This is a genomic window from Saccharothrix xinjiangensis, assembly GCF_039527585.1.
Classification (GTDB): domain Bacteria; phylum Actinomycetota; class Actinomycetes; order Mycobacteriales; family Pseudonocardiaceae; genus Actinosynnema; species Actinosynnema xinjiangensis.
In genome coordinates this window covers 114,647-132,329 of record NZ_BAAAKE010000023.1, presented here as the reverse complement: position 1 = coordinate 132,329, position 17,683 = coordinate 114,647, and the positions used below count along the sequence as shown (strand labels likewise).

Annotated in this window: 15 protein-coding genes; 8 read left to right on the top strand and 7 right to left on the bottom strand. The window is 73.4% G+C overall.

Translation table 11 applies throughout. The features are described 5' to 3' along the window. Positions 1–19 precede the first annotated feature (19 nt). The 3 genes from ABD223_RS32865 to ABD223_RS32855 all read left to right on the top strand — a co-directional run bounded on the left by ABD223_RS32865 (position 20) and on the right by ABD223_RS32855 (position 2,812). Entirely contained in the window at positions 20–631 is a 612-nt protein-coding gene (locus ABD223_RS32865) for a DUF4230 domain-containing protein (RefSeq protein ID WP_344040593.1), read from the top strand. An 82-nt stretch (positions 632–713) separates the two neighbouring features. After that, entirely contained in the window at positions 714–1,859 is a 1,146-nt protein-coding gene (locus tag ABD223_RS32860; RefSeq protein WP_344040591.1) for a hypothetical protein, read from the top strand. A gap of 50 nt (positions 1,860–1,909) precedes the next feature. Further along, positions 1,910–2,812 carry a pseudouridine synthase gene (locus tag ABD223_RS32855; RefSeq protein WP_344040590.1) on the top strand — a complete coding sequence of 301 codons (903 nt, stop codon included), beginning with the start codon at positions 1,910–1,912 and terminating at the stop codon, positions 2,810–2,812. Between the two features lie 10 nt (positions 2,813–2,822). Here the strand turns inward: ABD223_RS32855 and ABD223_RS32850 are convergent, their stop codons facing one another. The 3 genes from ABD223_RS32850 to ABD223_RS32840 form a co-directional block, all read right to left on the bottom strand. After that, positions 2,823–3,407: a DUF305 domain-containing protein gene (locus ABD223_RS32850; RefSeq protein ID WP_344040589.1), complete on the bottom strand. Its 585-nt coding sequence runs from the start codon at positions 3,405–3,407 to the stop codon at positions 2,823–2,825. Positions 3,408–3,478: 71 nt separating this feature from the next. Next, positions 3,479–4,231: a lytic polysaccharide monooxygenase gene (locus tag ABD223_RS32845; RefSeq protein WP_344040588.1), complete on the bottom strand. Its 753-nt coding sequence runs from the start codon at positions 4,229–4,231 to the stop codon at positions 3,479–3,481. A 649-nt stretch (positions 4,232–4,880) separates the two neighbouring features. Further along, entirely contained in the window at positions 4,881–5,948 is a 1,068-nt protein-coding gene (locus ABD223_RS32840; protein WP_344040586.1) for a glycoside hydrolase family 19 protein, read from the bottom strand. A 147-nt stretch (positions 5,949–6,095) separates the two neighbouring features. Between ABD223_RS32840 and ABD223_RS32835 the strand changes: the two genes are divergently transcribed. From ABD223_RS32835 to ABD223_RS32825, 3 genes are all read left to right on the top strand, one after another. Then, a complete protein-coding gene (locus ABD223_RS32835) occupies positions 6,096–6,875 on the top strand; it encodes an AraC family transcriptional regulator (protein ID WP_344040585.1) in 780 nt (259 codons plus the stop codon). Between the two features lie 589 nt (positions 6,876–7,464). Next, the gene (locus ABD223_RS32830; protein WP_344040584.1) at positions 7,465–10,287 is read left to right on the top strand and encodes a glycoside hydrolase family 9 protein; all 2,823 of its coding nucleotides are present in this window, start codon (positions 7,465–7,467) and stop codon (positions 10,285–10,287) included. Between the two features lie 165 nt (positions 10,288–10,452). After that, complete coding sequence (locus tag ABD223_RS32825) at positions 10,453–10,998, top strand: GNAT family N-acetyltransferase (RefSeq protein WP_344040583.1); 546 nt, start codon at positions 10,453–10,455, stop codon at positions 10,996–10,998. A gap of 69 nt (positions 10,999–11,067) precedes the next feature. Here the strand turns inward: ABD223_RS32825 and ABD223_RS32820 are convergent, their stop codons facing one another. Next, positions 11,068–11,775, bottom strand: a complete 708-nt coding sequence (locus ABD223_RS32820; RefSeq protein ID WP_344040582.1) for an SDR family oxidoreductase — start codon at positions 11,773–11,775, stop codon at positions 11,068–11,070. A gap of 101 nt (positions 11,776–11,876) precedes the next feature. Between ABD223_RS32820 and ABD223_RS32815 the strand changes: the two genes are divergently transcribed. Beyond that, complete coding sequence (locus ABD223_RS32815) at positions 11,877–12,914, top strand: serine hydrolase (RefSeq protein ID WP_344040581.1); 1,038 nt, start codon at positions 11,877–11,879, stop codon at positions 12,912–12,914. Positions 12,915–13,010: 96 nt separating this feature from the next. Here the strand turns inward: ABD223_RS32815 and ABD223_RS32810 are convergent, their stop codons facing one another. From ABD223_RS32810 to ABD223_RS32800, 3 genes are read right to left on the bottom strand one after another with little or no spacing between them, the layout of a single operon-like run. Further along, positions 13,011–13,838, bottom strand: coding sequence for a sugar phosphate isomerase/epimerase family protein (locus ABD223_RS32810; protein ID WP_344040579.1), 828 nt, complete (start codon positions 13,836–13,838; stop codon positions 13,011–13,013). Beyond that, positions 13,835–14,953 carry a dihydrodipicolinate synthase family protein gene (locus tag ABD223_RS32805; protein ID WP_380648335.1) on the bottom strand — a complete coding sequence of 373 codons (1,119 nt, stop codon included), beginning with the start codon at positions 14,951–14,953 and terminating at the stop codon, positions 13,835–13,837. The genes ABD223_RS32810 and ABD223_RS32805 overlap by 4 nt, the downstream gene beginning before the upstream one ends. Further along, positions 14,950–16,089 (bottom strand): Gfo/Idh/MocA family protein, encoded by a 1,140-nt coding sequence (locus tag ABD223_RS32800; RefSeq protein WP_344040578.1) that lies wholly within the window; start codon positions 16,087–16,089, stop codon positions 14,950–14,952. Before ABD223_RS32800 ends, ABD223_RS32805 begins: the two co-directional genes overlap by 4 nt. Before the next feature lie 459 nt (positions 16,090–16,548). On the opposite strand from ABD223_RS32800, the gene ABD223_RS32795 reads away from it, so the two are divergent. Beyond that, positions 16,549–17,589 (top strand): LacI family DNA-binding transcriptional regulator, encoded by a 1,041-nt coding sequence (locus tag ABD223_RS32795; protein ID WP_344040577.1) that lies wholly within the window; start codon positions 16,549–16,551, stop codon positions 17,587–17,589. Positions 17,590–17,683: the final 94 nt, after the last annotated feature.

Genomic DNA, 17,683 nt, shown 5'->3' with positions numbered 1-17,683 from the left:
CGCTGGGTACTCGTGCGCCATGAAGCGGCGCGTGGTTGTGGTGGTGGCGGGCCTGGTGCTGGTGGCGGTCGCGGCCCTGGTGTCGGTCTTCGTGGTGGTGCCGAGGTTCGGCACGGACACGATCGACCGGAGCCAGCCGGCGCTGTTGCAGTCGTTGCGCGACCTGAGCCAGTACCACGCGGCGGCGGGCGACTTCCAGGTCGTGCTGGACATCGAGCACGACGTGCGCTTCGTGCCGTCCGCGCTGGCCGGGCAGCGCACCCTGTTCGTGGCCGCGGGCACGGTCAACGCCTACGTCGACTTCGGCGGGCTGGCCGAGGACTCGCTCAAGGTGTCCCAGGAGGCCAAGACCGTGGAGCTGGCGCTGCCGGCGGCGGTGCTGGACAAGCCGAACCTGGCGCAGGAGCGGTGCTACGTGTTCACGCAGGAGCGCGGGCTGTTCGACCGCCTGGCCTCGCTGGTCGAGACGCAGGACCAGCAGCCGTTCTACGTGGCCGCCGAGCAGAAGATCTCCGACGCGGCCCGGGAGTCCGGGCTGGTGGGGCGGGCCGAGGAGAACACCCGCAAGATGCTGACCGGCATGTTCGGCGCGCTGGGCTACCAGGCGACGTTCACCGGGGCGGCCGACTGACGGCCGCCGGACGGCCGCCGGCCCCGGACCGGGAACAGGCGGGAGCATCGCAGCGGACGCACACCCACCGGGAGGTTCGCGCATGCCCGCCAGTCGACGTCGCCTGGTCCTGTCCGCGCTCACCGCGGCCCTGACCACCACGGCCCTGACCACCGCCACGCCCGCCCTCGCCGCACCGGTCCCCGCGTCGGTCGAACTGCTCCCGTTGCGGGGGGACGCGACCACCTTCGCCACCGACGTGAACGAGTCCGGCGTGGTCGTCGGGTTCTCCACCACCCGGGGCTCGCTGTCGCCGCGCCGCGCCGTGCGCTGGGACCGCGCCGGCGCGCCCACCGACCTCGGCACGCTCGGCGGCGCGACCAGCACCGCCAACGCGGTCAACGAGGCCGGGGTCGTCGTGGGCCACGCCCAGGACGCCGACGGCGCCGCCCGCGCGGTCCGGTGGGACCCGGACGGGTCGGTGCGGGACCTCGGCGCGCTGCCGGGCGGCACGACGAGCCGGGCGGAGCAGGTCGGTGACGACGGCGCGGTGGCGGGCGTCTCCGACACCGGGGGCCGCGGTCAGCGGGCCGTGCGCTGGGGCCCGGACGGCGCGATCACCGAGCTGCCCACGCCCGAGGGCGCCCTCGGCAGCTGGGTCAACGGGGTCAACGACGTCGGCGGCGTGGTCGGCGGCGCGTACACCGAGGGGGGCGTGGTGGCGCTGCGGTGGGACGGCGACGGCCGGGCCACGGTGCTGACCGGCCTCGGTGGCGCGGCGCACAACGCGGTGGCCCTCGCGGACGACGGGACCGCGGTGGGGCAGTCCGCCACCCCCGACTCGTTCGTCCCGGTGCGCTGGGACCGGGCGGGGCGCGTCACCGCGCTGTCCGCCGAGGAGGGGTTCGCCACGTCGGTCAACGCGCACGGGGTCGCCGCCGGCCGGGCCGCCGGGCGGGCCACCCTCTGGGACCGGCGCGGGAGGGCGCTCGACCTGGGCGCGTTGCCGGGCGGCGGGCGCAGCCACGCGGTGCGCGTCAACGACCGCGGCGTGGTCGTGGGCAACGCCGAGGGGCCGGGCGGCGGGCCCGACCGGCCGGTGCGGTGGGACCGCCGGCGCGGCCTGGTCGAGCTGCCCGTCCCGGCGGGGGTGTCGGAAGGCGGTGCGAGTCACGTGACGGCGTCCGGGTTGATCATCGGGCACCTCACCCCCGTCGACGGCGGTTCCCGCGCCGTGCTGTGGCGGTGAGCGGGCGGAGCGCCGGCCGGGCCGGCGGCGGGGCGTAAGCTGCCCGTCCGATGAGGCGCAAGCTCCGGCCGCCGCTCCCCCAGCGCCACGGCCTCGACCCCGCCCGCCTGCGGCTGCCCGCGGCGGGTCCCTGGGCGACCATCCGCGACCACCTGGTGGAGCGGCTGCACCGGGTCGCGCCGGAGCGGATCGACTCGATGCTCGCCGAAGGCCTCATCCACGGCCTCGACGGGCCGATCGCCCCGGACGCCGCGTTCGCGCCCGGCACGTCGGTGTGGTTCCACCGGGACCTGCCGGACGAGGCGCCCGTGCCGTTCCGGATCGAGGTCGTGCACCGGGACGACGCGATCGTGGTGGTCGACAAGCCGCACTTCCTGGCCACCATCCCGCGCGGCAGGCACGTCCTGGAGACCGCCCTGGTCCGGCTGCGGCGCGACCTGGGCCTGCCGCACCTGAGCCCGGCCCACCGGCTGGACCGGGTCACCGCCGGGCTGGTCATGTTCGTGGTCGACCCGCGGCTGCGCGGCCGGTACCAGCTGCTGTTCAAGGACCGCGTGGTGCGCAAGGAGTACGAGGCGATCGCGCCGCACCGGCCGGACCTGGCGCTGCCGCGCCGGGTGACCAGCCGGATCGTCAAGGTCAAGGGCGTGATCACGGCGCAGGAGGTCGAGGGCCCGGTCAACGCCGAGACCCACGTGGAGCTGGTCGAGCACCGCGGCGGGTGGGGCCGGTACCGGCTGGTGCCCGTCACCGGGCGCACGCACCAGCTCCGGCTGCACATGGCGTCGCTGGGCGTGCCGATCCGCAACGACGACTTCTACCCCGTGTTGCGGGACAAGCCGCTGGACGACTTCACCGACCCGCTCCAGTTGCTGGCGAAGGCGCTGGAGTTCACCGATCCGGTGACCGGTGAGCACCGGCGCTTCGCCAGCGGCCTGCGGTTGGAGCTCTGACCCGGCCGCGCTAGCCCAGGTAGCCGAGCAGCTGGGCGATCTGGGCGGTGCGCGAGTCGAAGATGCGGTTCGCCAGTTCCTTGGCCTGCGGGTTGAGCCCGCCCTCCCGCTCCAGCTTCGCGATCTCGACCGCGTTGTGCTGGTGGCCGATGAGCAGGTTCAGGAAGGCCTTCTCGAACTCGGCGGGCGGGGTGGCCGCCAGTTCGGCGATGGACTCCGGGCTGGTCGAGTGGTCGCCGCCGTGGCCCGCGTGCAGCTCGGGGCTGTCACCCGCCGCCTCGGGCTGCCCCCAGTCCGCCAGCCACTGGGTCATCGAGTCCACTTCGGACAGCTGGGTGACCTTGATGGCGGAGGCCAGGGTCTTGACGTCCGGCCGGACGTCGCGCTCCTCGGCCAGGCGCACGATCTCCAGGCCGGCGCGGTGGTGCGGCACGGCCATGTGCAGGAACATCACGTCGGTCTCGTTGAACTCCTGGCCGGCCGCCGCGCTCGACGCGGTCGACGCGGCCGGTGGTGGCGCCGCCTGCTCGGCGGCGCCGCCACCGCACGCGGTGAGCGCCAGCAGGCCGGCCAGCAGGATCGTGAGGCGTCGCAAGGTCGTCCTCCTCGAAGCCGAAAGGCCCGCCCGCGCCGTACAGGGCAGCGCGGGCGGGCGGTGTCACCGCGTCAGAGCCTCTGCCAGAGGGCCGCGGTGTTCGGGGGCTCCCAGCCCACGAGGGACGTGTGGGGCTGGAGGCAGCGGTACGTGACGCCGCCGTAGGTCACCTGCGAGCCGACCGAGTACGCGACGCCGGCCGCCCACGTGCCGCCCACCGGGGGCTGCGTGGTCGTCGGCGGGCGCGTGGTGGTCGTGGTCGGCGGGTTGGGGGTGGTGGTCGTGGTCGGCGGGTTGCCGCCACCGGAGCCGACCTGGAGGTCGACGCAGGAGTAGAACGCCATGGGCGTGTCGGCGATGTTCCACACGGCCAGCAGCTTGATCCGGCCGGTGCGGCCGCCCAGGCTCACGTTGTGCGTCACGGTCGACGCGGGCTGCCGGCCGCCGTCGTTGAACTCGGCGATCTTGCTGCCGCCGACGAAGTACTGCCACGTGGTGGTGGAGTGGCGGGCGGTGAGCGTCCAGTTGAACGTCACGTTGTTGCCCACGGTCGTGGTCGGCCACGGGCGGCTGTCGTCGTTGAGCTGGGCGAAGGAGCCCACGCCACCGTGGCAGTTCTGCTGGCCCTTGGCGCCTTCGACGCTCTGGGGCTCGTAGACGATGGGGCCGCAGTTGGAGATGCGACCCTGAGCGCACATCGCCTGCCGGCTGGGCGGCGAGGAGATGTAGCCGTGGGCGCTCGCGCTGCCCGCCGACACGACGACGAGCAGCGGCGCGACCGCCGTGCCCGCGAGGACCGCGGCCAGTTTGCGTTTCAGGCTCATGTGTCCAGCTCCTTCGGAGGAGACCGACGGTGGTCTCCGGTGCAGGGTCCGTTATCCGCGGCGGCCGGATCATGCGGTGCGCCATGAGGGAGTGACGCCTCGCAACGTGGTCTAGACCATAATCCGGAACGTCATCCGGGTCAAGGGAGTGAACCGACTGGTCCAGCCACACGTGACCCCGAACGTGAACGGGCACACCGGAAAGCGGTCCGCCGCCCTGGTCACGACGGCCGTGGCGGTGCTCGTGGCGCACGCGGTCGCGGCGGTCGAATCCGCCGTACCGGGACGGGGTGCGCGATGTCGTGCGGCGGCACGAAGAGGACGTGCGGGCGCAGGACGACGCCAAGGCCGAGCGGGATGAGGGCGCCGGAGCGCTCGCAGCCGACGGCGACGAGGCTTCAGTCCGCCTTTCAGCTGCCGTTGACTACACCGAATGGCCTATCAGTGGGCGGGGGGAAGAGGCACGCGACCACTGGCGCCAGGCGAGGCCGAGCCGGACTTCGTCGACCCGGTCGGGCCGGTCAGCACGATTCGCCGGGTGGTCGGCCGACGCCGGCCCGGCGGGGGTGGTGCGGGTGATCCCGGCGATCCGGTGGGAGGGGCCGCGCGGCCGCGGCCCCTCCCGGATCGGTTCAGCGGAGCGGGTCGGTCAGCAGGACAGGTTGTTGCCCGCGGGCACGCCGAGGATGCCGACGAACCGCTGGTAGGAGTTGATCCGGCTCTGGACCTGCGCCGGGTTGCGCCCGCCGCACTCCAGCGTGCCGTTGATGCTGCGGATCGTCTCGCCGAAGCCGTGGCCGTTGACCATCGCGTTGTGCGGGGTCATGGTGCCCGGGCCGTTCTGGGTGTTCCAGTACCAGAGGGCGGTCTTCCAGGCGACCGAGGCGTCGTTCTGCACCAGCCACGGGTTGGTCAGCAGCGGGAGGCCGAGCGCGTCGCCCGCCGCCTTGTAGTTGAAGTTCCAGCTGAGCTGGATCGGGCCGCGGCCGTAGTACGCGGCCTGGCCGGCGGGGCAGCCGTAGGGCTGGCCGGGGTCGCAGTAGTGCGGGTAGTTGGCCTGGTTCTGCTCGACGACGTGCACCAGGCCGCCGGTCTCGTGGTTGGCGTTGGCGAGGAACGCCGCGGCCTCCTGCTTGCGGACGGTGTCGCTGCCGGTCTTCGCGAAACCGGGGTACGCGCTCAGCGCCGCGGTCAGGCCGGAGTAGGTGTAGAAGGGGTTCCGGCTCGGGAACATCTGGTTGAACTGCGCCTCGGACACCACGAAGCCGCCGGGCGAGGGGGTGCTGGACGTGGTGGTCGGGCCACCGGAGCAGTTGTAGGGCTCCCAGTACCAGGTGCTGATGACGGGGTCGTAGCCCGGGTTGTCGTGCTCGGCGATGTAGTACAGGCCGTTGGTGTACTTGACGATGCTGCCGGCGGCGTAGAACCGGCCCGCGGCCCAGCTCGGGTAGTCGCAGGCCGGCGGCGGGGTGGTGCCGCCGCCGCAGGCGCCCTGGTCGGCCCAGACCGCGGCCGAGCCGGGCGTCTCGTTCTGGGTCCACCACTGGGCCCGCCAGTTGCGGCCGTTGTGCGAGGCCGTCGTGCCACCGGTGTAGACGGAGGACGCGCTCCAGGCGGAGGCACAGGCCGCCGCGGAGGCGGTGTTGGCGACGAAGACGGTCAGTGCCGCCCCGACGATGAAGGCGACTGCGGCCGCCAGTACGCGGAATCTCGACACGTGATCACTCATTTCGACGTTGAGCGCCCTGGACGTGACTGACGGTCACCTAACCGGAAATGGTCTACACCAGTCAAGGTGGAACCTGAGGGTTTTTCCATGTTTGTCCACCGGTTTGTCCGGGCACAGCCGCGGTCTAATGGAGGCGTGCAGTGGACCCGTTACTGGCGGGCGGCCGACCGCCCCGTGGAGGCGATGCACGCGCACTTCACGTCGCACCGCTACCACCGGCACAGCCACGACGCGTACTCGTTCGGCGTGACCGAGGAGGGCGCGCAGTCGTTCCGGTGCCGGGGCGGCGCGCACACCAGCCCGGCGGGCACCGTGGTGGCGTTCAACCCGGACGAGGCCCACGACGGCTACCCCGCCACCGCGGACGGCTTCACCTACCGGATCATCCACATAGGACCGGAGCTGGTCGCGGAGCTGCTGCCGAGGCCGCCGCTGTTCCGCGACCCGGTGTGCCGCGCGCCCGCCCTCGCCGACGCGCTGCGCGACCTGCACACCGCCCTGCGCGAGGGCACGGCGCTCGCCCGCGACGAGCAGCTGGTGCGGACCGTGCACGCGATGGCGGCGCACGTGACGCCGCCGCGCCGGCGGCAGGAGCCGGACGGCGACCCGACCGCGGCCCGGGACGTGCTGGAGGCGCACCACGCGGACGACGTGCCGATCGAGGCCCTGACCGGGGCGACGGACCTGAGCCGGTTCGCGCTCTACCGGGCGTTCCGGTCGCGGTACGGGCTCTCGCCGAGCGAGTACCAGCGCCAGCGCCGGCTGCGCGAGGCCCGCGCCCTGCTGGCGGCGGGCGTGCCGCCGACCGAGGTGGCGGTGTCGACCGGGTTCGCCGACCAGGCCCACCTGACCCGCTGGTTCCGCCGCTGCTACGGCATCACGCCGGCGGTGTACGCGCGGGCGGCTCGCCCCTGAGGCGGGCCGCCACCTCCGGCCGCGCCAGGACCCGCCCGCACCTCCCGCCGGCACCCCACGGCGACCCGGCGGGAGGCCTCGCGCGGTCGACCAAGAGCTCCGACGAGTGCGCGGCCACCAGGGTCGAGTCGGCCGTCGGGAGGGTCCACCGATGGGCCGCACGGGTGAATCACCGCGACACCGCCACCCGATGACGCCGGGCCATCGGTCACACTGGGCGACCGGAGGCGAGCAGCGCGGCCACCCCGGCGCGGCGTGACACGGCCGGGGACGGCGGGGTGCCGAAGTCGGCGACACCGGGGCGGGTGCACGGACAGCACCGCACGGCACCCGACCGGAACGCCCGTGACCGGCGCGGCGAACCGCCCCACCACGACCACCACGGTGCGTGACCCCAGGTTAACCGCAGGTCAAATTCAGTCTTGTGAATGTGCGTGGGGTCACCCTAGAGTTCCTGGGAGCGCTCCCAGGGAGCGCTCCCAGAAGCGTCGTCAACCGTCAGAGCAGACGGAGGAGACCCAAGTCCATGAGATCGCTTCCTTCTCCCCGGTGGCGCCGCCGGGCCACCGCGTCCCTCGCACTAGTGGCGGTGAGCGGCGCGCTAGCGTCCGGTACGGCCTACGCCGCGGATTACGAGCGCCTGATCAACGGGTCCTTCAGCGCCGGGGCCGACCCGTGGTGGGCGGGCACCGGTGTGTCCAACCGGGTCGTCAACGGCGAGCTGTGCGCGACCGTCCCCGGTGGCACCGCCAACCCGTGGGACGCGCTGATCGGCCAGAACGGCGTGCCGTTCGAGGCCGGCCAGTCGTACACGATGAAGTTCGACGCCTGGGCCGCGACGCCGCAGCCGGTCACGGCGAACCTCGGTGAGGCCGTCAGCCCCTACCGCGGCATCGGCGCCCACACCGTGCAGCTGACGACCACCAAGCAGTCGTTCAGCTTCACGTTCACCTCCGAGCTGGACTTCCCCGACGCGGGCAACGGCCAGGCGACGTTCCAGCTCGGCGGCCAGGCCGCGGCCAACACGGTCTGCGTGGACAACGTCTCCCTGGTCGGCGGCGTGAAGCCGCCGGGCGGCGACGTGAACGAGCCGGCGAAGAAGATCAACGTCGACCAGGTGGCGTACGTGCCGGGCCTGCCCAAGCACGCGACGCTGACCTCCGACGCCACCACGGCGCAGACGTGGACCCTGAAGAACTCCGCGGGCGCCACCGTGGCCACCGGCCAGACCAGCCCGAAGGGCCTGGACGCGCCGTCCGGCGACCGGGTGCACCTGATCGACTTCTCGTCGTTCGACACCGCGGGCGCCGGCTACACGCTGACCGTGGGCGCGGAGACCAGCTTCCCGTTCGACATCGGCTCCGCCGCGTTCGCGAAGCTGCGCTACGACTCGCTGGCGTACTTCTACCACAACCGCAGCGGCATCGAGATCGAGGCGCAGTACGTCGGCGAGACGTACGCGCGCCCGGCGGGCCACCTCAACGTCGCCCCCAACCGGGGCGACAACAACGTGCCCTGCCTGGCCACGCTGAACTGCGGTTACACCCTGGACGTGCGCGGCGGCTGGTACGACGCGGGCGACCACGGCAAGTACGTCGTCAACGGCGGCATCTCCGCGTGGCAGGTGCTCAACACCTACGAGCGCGCGAAGCTGATCGGCGACGCCGCCGCCCTGGGCGACGGCAAGCTCCGCATCCCGGAGAGCGCCAACGGCGTGCCGGACATCCTGGACGAGGCCCGCTGGGAGGTCGAGTTCCTGCTGAAGATGCAGGCGGCCAACGGCATGGTCCACCACAAGATCCACGACGCCAACTGGACCGGCCTGCCCCTGCTGCCGCACGAGGACCCGCAGCCCCGCCGCCTGTCCGACACCAGCACGGCGGCCACGCTGAACACGGCCGCGGTGGCCGCGCAGGCGGCCCGCATCTGGAAGACGATCGACCCGGCCTTCTCGGCCAAGGCGCAGGCGGCGGCCGTGAAGGCGTACGCGGCGGCCAAGGCGAACCCGAACAAGATCGCCGACCCGAACGACGGCACCGGCGGCGGCTCCTACAGCGACTCGATCCTGACCGACGAGTTCTACTGGGCCGCGGCGGAGCTGTTCACCACCACCGGTGAGGCGACCTACCGGTCCGACCTGACCTCGTCGCCGCACTACAAGGCCGCGAGCCTGGACGACCGCGGCTTCGACTGGGGCGCCACCGGCCCGCTGGGCGACATCACGCTGGCCCTGGTGCCCAACGGCCTGCCGGCCGCCGACGTGACCGCGATCAAGAACGCGTTCGTCGCGATCGCGGACAAGCACCTGACCCAGATGGCGGGCCAGGGCTACCCGGCGCCGTACAAGACGCGCACCGGCGACTACGACTGGGGTTCGGGCGGCCTGATCGCCAACAACACCGCCGTGCTCGCGCTGGCGCACGACTTCACCGGCCAGGCCAAGTACCGCGAGGGCGTGTTCCAGGCGCTGCACTACTTCCTGGGCCGCAACCCGCTGTCGTACTCGTACGTCACCGGCTACGGCGAGCAGCCGGTGAAGAACGTCCACCACCGGCACTGGGCCAACCAGCTCGACCCCGAGCTGCCGACCGCGCCCCCCGGCGCGCTCTCGGGCGGTCCGAACAGCGCCCTCCAGGACCCGATCGCCGCGCGCCTGCTCCCGGGCTGCGCGCCGCAGAAGTGCTTCGTCGACCACATCGAGGCGTACTCGGTCAACGAGGTCACGGTCAACTGGAACTCGGCGTTCGCGTGGGTGGCGAACTGGGCGGCGGAGAAGGTCACCACGGCCCCGCCGGTCGACACGACCGCCCCGTCGCAGCCGGGCGCGCCGACCGCGTCCGACATCACCACCACCGGCGCGAAGCTGACCTGGACCGCGTCCACCGACGCGGAGAGCGGCGTCACCGGGTACGACGTGGTGTCGGTCGAGGGCAGCTCCCAGCGGGTGCTGGCCACGGTGACCGGCCCGACGGCGACGCTGACCGGCCTCACCCCGGACACCGCCTACCACCTGGCGGTGGTGGCCAAGAACGGCGCCGGGCTGAAGTCGCAGTCGGTCGCCACGACCGTGCGGACCAAGGCGGCGGACACGCCGGCCGGCTCCTGCAAGGTCACCTGGCGGACCACGACCTGGAACGGCGGCATGTCGGCGAACATCACCATCGCCAACGCCAGCGGCCAGGCGTGGAACGGCTGGAAGCTGGAGTTCACCCTGCCGGGCACCCAGCGGATCACGCAGGGCTGGTCGGCGACCTGGTCGCAGTCCGGCCAGGCGGCGACCGCGACGAACGCCCAGTGGAACGGCAACATCGCCAACGGCGGCTCGACGCAGGTCGGGTTCAACTCCTCGGGGTCGGGATCGGGCGAGCCGACCGACTTCCGGGTGAACGGGCAGCCTTGCACCAAGGGCTGACCTGGTGACCGGCGGTGGGCGCTGCTGCTCCGGCCCCCACCGCCGGTCGACCACCGCGCCACCGGTCCCCGGTCGCCCCACGCGACCGGGGGCCGGTGGCGCGGTGCGTCCCGGCCCGGGAAATTCGCTTCCCACGCACCGGGGCGACCCGGTCTGCTCATGACCATGACATCGATCTGGGTCGGCGAGCGGGTGCGGTTGCGCGGGGTCGAGCCCGAGGACTGGCAGGCGTTCCTGCGCTTCGGCGAGTTCTCCGAGGACATGCGCGCCGTGGACCACCTCGCCCCGCCTCCGTCCTCGGCCGCGCAGCGCGAGTGGGTCCAGCGGCAGGCCGTCGCCGAACCCGGCGAGGACGGGTTCATGCTGACCGTCGAGGCGGGCGGCGCGCCGGTCGGCAGCCTGAACGTGCACGCCGTCGACCGGCGGGTCGGCCGGTTCCGCTACGGCATCGGCATCGGCCGCGAGCACCAGCGGCGCGGGTACGCGACCGAGGCCGTCGGCCTGCTGCTCGACTTCATGTTCCGCGAGCGCCGCAACCACAAGTGCGAGGTGGAGGTGTACGCGTTCAACGAGCCCTCGTTGGCGCTGCACCGCGCGCTCGGCTTCCGCGAGGAGGGCCGGTTGCGGGACCACGAGTTCTCCGCGGGCCGCCACCACGACGTGGTGGTCCTCGGCGTCCTCGCCGAGGAGTGGCTCAGCCGGCGGCCTTGAGCGGGCGCAGCCGCTCGTAGGTCGTGGCCAGTGGGCTGCCCGTCGCGCCGGCGGGGGTCGCGGACCGGCTCACCGGTTCGCGTCCTGCCCCACCGGCCGCACCAGGATCTCGTTGACGTCCACGGTCGGCGGCTGGCCCACCGCGTACAGCACGGCCCGCGCCACGTCCTCCGGCGCGAGCTTCGGGTCGGCCGCCCGGGACGCCGGGATGCCGCCGGTGTCGGTCAGCCCCGGCTGCACGAGCGTGACCCGCACCCCGGTGCCCACGCACTCGGCGCGGATGGCCTGCGCCAACCCGGTCACCGCCCACTTGGTCGCCGAGTAGAGGTTCCCCGGCCGCACACCGCGCCCGGCCGCCGAACCGGTCAGCACCAGGTGCCCGCCGTGGCGGATGAGCGCGGGCAGCGCGGCGCGGGCGGTGAACGCGGGACCGCACACGTTGGTCAGCACCATGTCGCGCCACTCGGCGGGCGGCGCGCCCGCGTCGGTGGTGAACGAGGTGACCACGCTCGCGCCCGCGTTGGCGAACACCACGTCCAGCCGGCCCCACTCCCGCTCGACCCGGTCGACCAGGCCCGCGACCTGGTCGAACTCCCGCACGTCGCAGGAGGCCGCCAGCACCCGGTCCGGCCCGCCCAGCGACGCCGCCAGGTCGGTCAGCGCCGACGCGTCCCGGGCCGCCAGCACCAGCCGGTACCCGGCCTCCGCCGCGAGCCGCGCGGTGGCCGCCCCGATGCCGCGGCTTGCCCCCGTGACCAGGAATACCCCTTGTCCCATGGCCGCAGGCTACCGCCGGGCGGATCATTCACAGCGAGCCCGGAGGCAACGCGCGGGGTGGTCATGGCGTATTAATGCCGAATCCACTGACAGGGGGGCACATGAACATCAACCGCAGGTTCGCGCTGGGGCTGGGCTCGGCCGCGGCGGCGTCCGCCGTCGTCGGCGCGGCAGGGCCGGCGCAGGCCCAGGAGACGGACGCGGAGTGGGACGCCTTGATCCCGACGACGGCCGAACTGGCGCGGCTCAAGATCGCGCACAAGTACCGGCAGCAGACCTGGTGGGCGGGCGGCACGTGGTCGTCCCACATCGGGGTGGCCAACCCGGACGGCGTGGTCAGGGCCGCCGTGGCGGACAACGCGGACCGGGTAGTCGAGGCCTACAGCGTGAACAAGGTCGCGGTGGCCGTGGCGGTGCTGGACAAGGTCGACCGGGGCCTGGTCACGCTGGACCAGCGGGTCGACGTGACCGCGGACATCGTCATCCACGACACCGACGGCATCTTCGGCCTCGACGGCGCCTACCCCAGCTCGGTCACCGTCGGCCACGCCCTGGCGGCCCTGCTGACCGTCTCCGACAACACGGCCGTGCGGCTGTGCGGGCTGGTCGTGCCCGCGCTGGAGCTGAACGAGATCCTGCGCGCCAAGGGCTTCACCCACACCCAGGTCGTGCCGGTGGCCAACCCGAACCGGTTCTTCCTCGGCACCACGACCCCGCGCGAGACGTTCACCCTGCTGCACCGGCTGGCGGCGGGCGAGCTGCTGTCCGCGGCGTCCACCCAGCACCTGCTGTCGGTGCTGCGGTCGCTGACCTCGTTCACCGACGGCGTCCGGCTGAACCTGTCGTCGCAGGAGCGCCTGAACGTGGCCACCAAGGCGGGCTGGTACGAGGACGGCCGCAACGAGGCGGGCATCGTCTTCGACGCGGCGGGCCGGGCGGTGATCACCTTCGCGCTGTTCGCCTCGGGCCGGTTCCGCGGCGACCAGGCCGTGAACGCCGACAACTACAGCGCCACCCACCCGGCGCTGCGGGCCCGCGCCGAGCTGGGCCGATCGCTGTACGACTCGGTGCTGCGCATCACCAACGACGCCGGCCGCCCCTACCGGGCCCCGCGGTACCGCGCCGGCAACGGCGGCTGACCGCGCCCTCGCGATCGCGTGTATCCGGGGGCCGCCGTCGCCCTCCTCTCTACGTGTAGGGGGCGACGGCGGCCGATCCGCCGGGCAACTCCCCCGCTAAGGGGTGGCGGGCAGCCGGTCGTGGCCGCCGTCCACGACCGGCTCCCACCCCGTGGCGTGCCGCTTCACCAGCTCGGCCACCACGTCGCCCGCGGGCAGCTCCCACACCGCCTCGTTGAACACCTCCACCTCGACGAACCCGGTGTAGCCCGCCGCGCCGACCAGGGACGTCAGGCCGACCAGGTCGATGTGCCCGTCACCGGGCAGGCCGCGGCCCAGCAGCACGTCGGCGGGCAGCGGCGTGATCCAGTCGCACACCTGGTAGGACAGGACGTCGGGGCCGGCCGCCGCCACCGACGACGCCAGCGCCGGGTCCCACCACACGTGCAGGGCGTCGACCACGACGCCGACCCCGTCGTGCGGCCCGGCCAGCTCCAGGGCCTGCGCCAGCGTGGACACGACGCCGCGGTCCGCGCAGAACACGGGGTGCATCGGCTCCAGCGCCAGCCGCACGCCCGCCTCGGCGGCGTAGGGCGCCAGCGCCCCCAGCGCGTCCGCGACCCGGGCCCGCGAACCCGCCAGGTCGCGCCCCGACACGCCGCCGGGCACCAGCACCAGGCACCGCGCGCCCAGCGCCGCGGCCTCGTCGATCGCCCGCCGGTTGTCGTCGAGGCGCTGGTCCGCGCCGGTGAAGAACCCGCCCCGGCACAGCGAGGACACGGTCAGCCCGGCCCGGCGCACCAGCTCGGCGGTCCGGGCGAGCCCGTGCTCGCGCACCGGTTCGCGCCACAGGCCGACGCCCTCCACGCCGTGCCGCGCGCAGGCGTCGACCACCTCGGGCACCGACGCCCGCTTCACCGTGGCCTGGTTCACCGAGAGCTTCACGTCAGCACGCCCAGCAGCCGTGCCCAGCGCGCCGCCGCCAGGTCCGGGTCGGGCAGCAGCCCGGCCAGGTCCGCCAGCCGCAGCGCCTCGCCGAGGTGCACCACGTCCCGCGCCGACTGGAGGCCGCCGACCATGGTGAACGAGTCCTGGTGCCCGGCCAGCCAGCTCAGGAACACCACCCCGGTCTTGTAGTAGTAGGTCGGGGTCTCGAACAGGTGCCGGGACAGCGCCACGGTCGGTTCGAGGATCTCGTGGTAGCGCGCCCCGTCGCCCGCGTCCAGGGCGCGCAGGGCCTCGCCGGCCGCCGGGGCGATGACGTCGAAGATGCCGAGCAGGGCGTCGCTGTGGCCGCGGTCGTCGCCCGCGATCAGCTCCGGGTAGTGGAAGTCGTCGCCGGTGTAGCAGCGCACGCCCTCGGGGAGCGCCCGCCGCAGCTCGACCTCGTGCGCCGCGTCGAGCAGCGACACCTTCACGCCGTCGACGCGGTCCGGGTAGGCCTTGACCAGGTCCAGGAAGTGGCCGGTGGCGGTGGGGACGTCGGCGCTGCCCCAGTAGCCCTCCAGCAGCGGGTCGAACGCGGTGCCCAGCCAGTGCAGGACCACCGGCCGGTCGGCGTCGCGCAGCAGCGCCGCGTAGACCTCCTGGTAGTCCTCGGGGCCGCGGGCGCGGGCGGCGAGCTTGCGGCTGCACATGAGCACCGGCTGCGCGCCCGCGTCGAGCACGACCTCCAGCTGCTCGCGGTAGGCGGTCAGCGGGTCCTCGGTGTCGTGGTCCGTGCCGACGCCCGCCGCCAGCCTGCCGCCCGCCACCCCCGCGCTGCGCCGGATCAGCTCGGCGGCCGTGCCCCAGTCCAGGCCCATGCCGCGCTGGGCGGTGTCCATGGCCTCTGCGACGCCGAAACCGCTGTCCCAGAGCCGGGTCCGGTGGGCGAGGGTGGCGTCCCAGTCCAGGGCGGCGGGCGCGCCGGGGACGTTGCCGCCGAACGGGTCGGCGACGACGTGCGCGGCGGCGAACGCGACCCGCGAGGTGAACGGGCCGGTGCGCCACTCGCGCCCGCCGCGCAGCTCGTGCTCCCGGTGCGAGCCGTCCGGGCCCGGCAGGCGCACGGTCGTCACGCGGGCACCTCGACCCGTCGCCCGGTGCGGGAGGACTCCAGGCCCAGCGCGGCCAGCCGCACGCCGCGCACGCCGGAGCGGAAGTCGTGGCGGAAGGGCGCGCCGGCGTCGACGTGGCGGAGGAACTCCTCCCACTGCACCAGGAAGCCGTTGTCGAACACCTCGTTGTCGGGCACCTCCTGCCACTGCGCGCGGAAGTCGATGGCCGAGGGCACGTCCGGGTCCCACACCGGCTTGGGCGTGGCGGCGCGGGGCTGGACCACGCAGTCGCGCAGGCCGGCCACGGCGCTGCCGTGCGTGCCGTCCACCTGGAACTCGACCAGCTCGTCGCGGTGCACCCGCACCGCCCAGGAGGAGTTGACCTGGGCCACCACGCCGCCGGCCAGCTCGAAGATCGCGTAGGCCGCGTCGTCGGCGGTGGCCGCGTACCGCTCGCCGCCCTCGTCCCACCGCTCGGGCACGTGCGTGACGGCCCGCGCCGTGACCGCCTCCACCGGCCCGAACAGGCCCTCCAGCAGGTAGCTCCAGTGGCAGAACATGTCGACGACGATCCCGCCGCCGTCTTCGGACCGGTAGTTCCAGCTCGGCCGCTGGGCGACCTGCCAGTCGCCCTCGAACACCCAGTAGCCGAACTCGCCGCGCACCGACAGCACGCGCCCGAAGAAGCCGCCGTCGACGAGCCTGCGCAGCTTGCGGATGCCGGGCAGGTAGAGCTTGTCGGCGACCACGCCGTGCTTGACGCCCGCCGCGTCGGCCAGCCGCGCCAGCTCCTCGACCTCCTCCGGGGTGGCGGCCACCGGCTTCTCGCTGTAGACGTGCTTGCCCGCCGCGATCGCCCTGGTCAGCGCGGACACGTGCGCGGACGTGACCTGCGCGTCGAAGTAGACGCCGACCCCCGGGTCGCCCAGCACCGCGTCCAGGTCCGTCGTCCACCGGGGCAGGTCGTGCCGCTGCGCGATCTCCTTCAGCTTGTCCGCGTTGCGCCCGACCAGCACCGGTTCGGGCACCAGCAGGTCGTCACCGACCCTGACCCCGCCCCGTTCCCGGATCGCCAGGATCGACCGCACCAGGTGCTGCCGGTACCCCATCCGCCCGGTGACCCCGTTCAGCGCCACCCCAACCGCCCGCACCGCCACAGCCCACCCCACATTTCACCCGGAAAGCGCTTTCCACAACCTACGACCCGCACCCCCCACCGTCAACACCCACCCCGCGCGTGTCCTCCACCCAGACATCGCGTGTCCTCCACTCGAACATCGCGAGTCGAACGCTCAGAACGACCGTGTCGTACGTTCAGACCGGGTGAGTTCAACGTTCAGGACAGCGCGTGACGCCTCGACGCCCGTTCCCCATGCACCCTGAACTGGCATTTCACATGTCCAGCCCCGGAGCGCCGCGCATTCGGCGGCCCACCCGTCGCGAATGTGGAACTCGGGGGTCCTGAACGTTCGACACGGTCGACCTGAACGTACGACTCGCGATGTCTGAGTGGAGGACACGCGATGCTTGAGCGGAGGACACGCGGGGGTGGCGGGCGTGCGGAGGTGGGTGGGCGATCGTTTAGGCTCGGGCGGTCGGGAGTATCGGGAGGCTGGGTGGCGTCGCGCCAGGTCACGCTGCAAGAGGTGGCGAACAGCGCCGGTGTGTCGCTCGCCACCGCGTCGCGGGTGCTGAACGGCAGCACGCGGCAGGTGAGCGTCGAGCTGCGCGAACGGGTGGTCGGCGCCGCCCGTCGGCTGGGCTACCTGCCCAACGCCTCGGCGCAGGCGCTCGCCCGCAACTCCAGCGTGCTGGTCGGCCTCGTGGTGCACGACATCGCCGACCCGTACTTCTCCAGCATCGCCGCCGGCGTCACGCGGGTCGCCGAGGAAGCCGGGTTCGTGGTGGTGCTCGGCACCACCGGGCGCGACCCGCGCCGCGAGGTCGAGCTGGTCAACACGCTGCGCGCGCACCGGGCCCGCGCCGTGGTGATCGCGGGCAGCCGCACCACCGACCGGGCCGCCTCGGCGCGGCTGTCCGAGGAGATCACCGCGTTCACCGCCCAGGGCGGCCGCGTGGCGTGCGTCTCCCAGGCGAAGCTGGGCGCGGACACGGTGGTGCCCGCCAACCGCGCGGGCGCCCGGTCGCTGGCCCGCCGCCTCACCGAGCTGGGCCACCGGCGGTTCGCCGTGCTGGCGGGCCCGCGCGACCTGCTCACCGCCCGCGACCGGGTCGCCGGGTTCAAGGCCGGCCTCACCGACGCGGGCGTGGCGCTGCCCGACGCGAACGTCATCACGTGCGGCTTCACCCGTGACGGCGGTTACGCCGCGATGACCGACCTCATCGCCGCCCGCACCGGCGCGACCTGCGTGTTCGCCGTCAACGACGTGATGGCGATGGGCGCCATGGCCGCCCTGCGGGAACGCGGCCTCAAGGTGCCCGAGGACGTCTCGGTGGCGGGCTTCGACGACATCCCCACCCTGCGCGACCTGGTCCCGGCCCTCAGCACGGTCCGCCTGCCGCTGGAGCAGATGGGTGAGCGGGCCGCCCGCCTGGTCCTGGACGACGAGGCCGGGGAGCCACGGACGGTGCGGGTGGCCGGCGAGGTGGTGCTGCGGTCGAGCACGTCTTCACCTGGCGCTACCGGGCTGCGCTGAGCGCCGGCTACTCTCTAAACTGGACCACCGTTCGACCACCCCTCACGAGGAGTGATCCCTTCCGTGCGCGACGCGCAGTCCCCGGGCTGCAGTA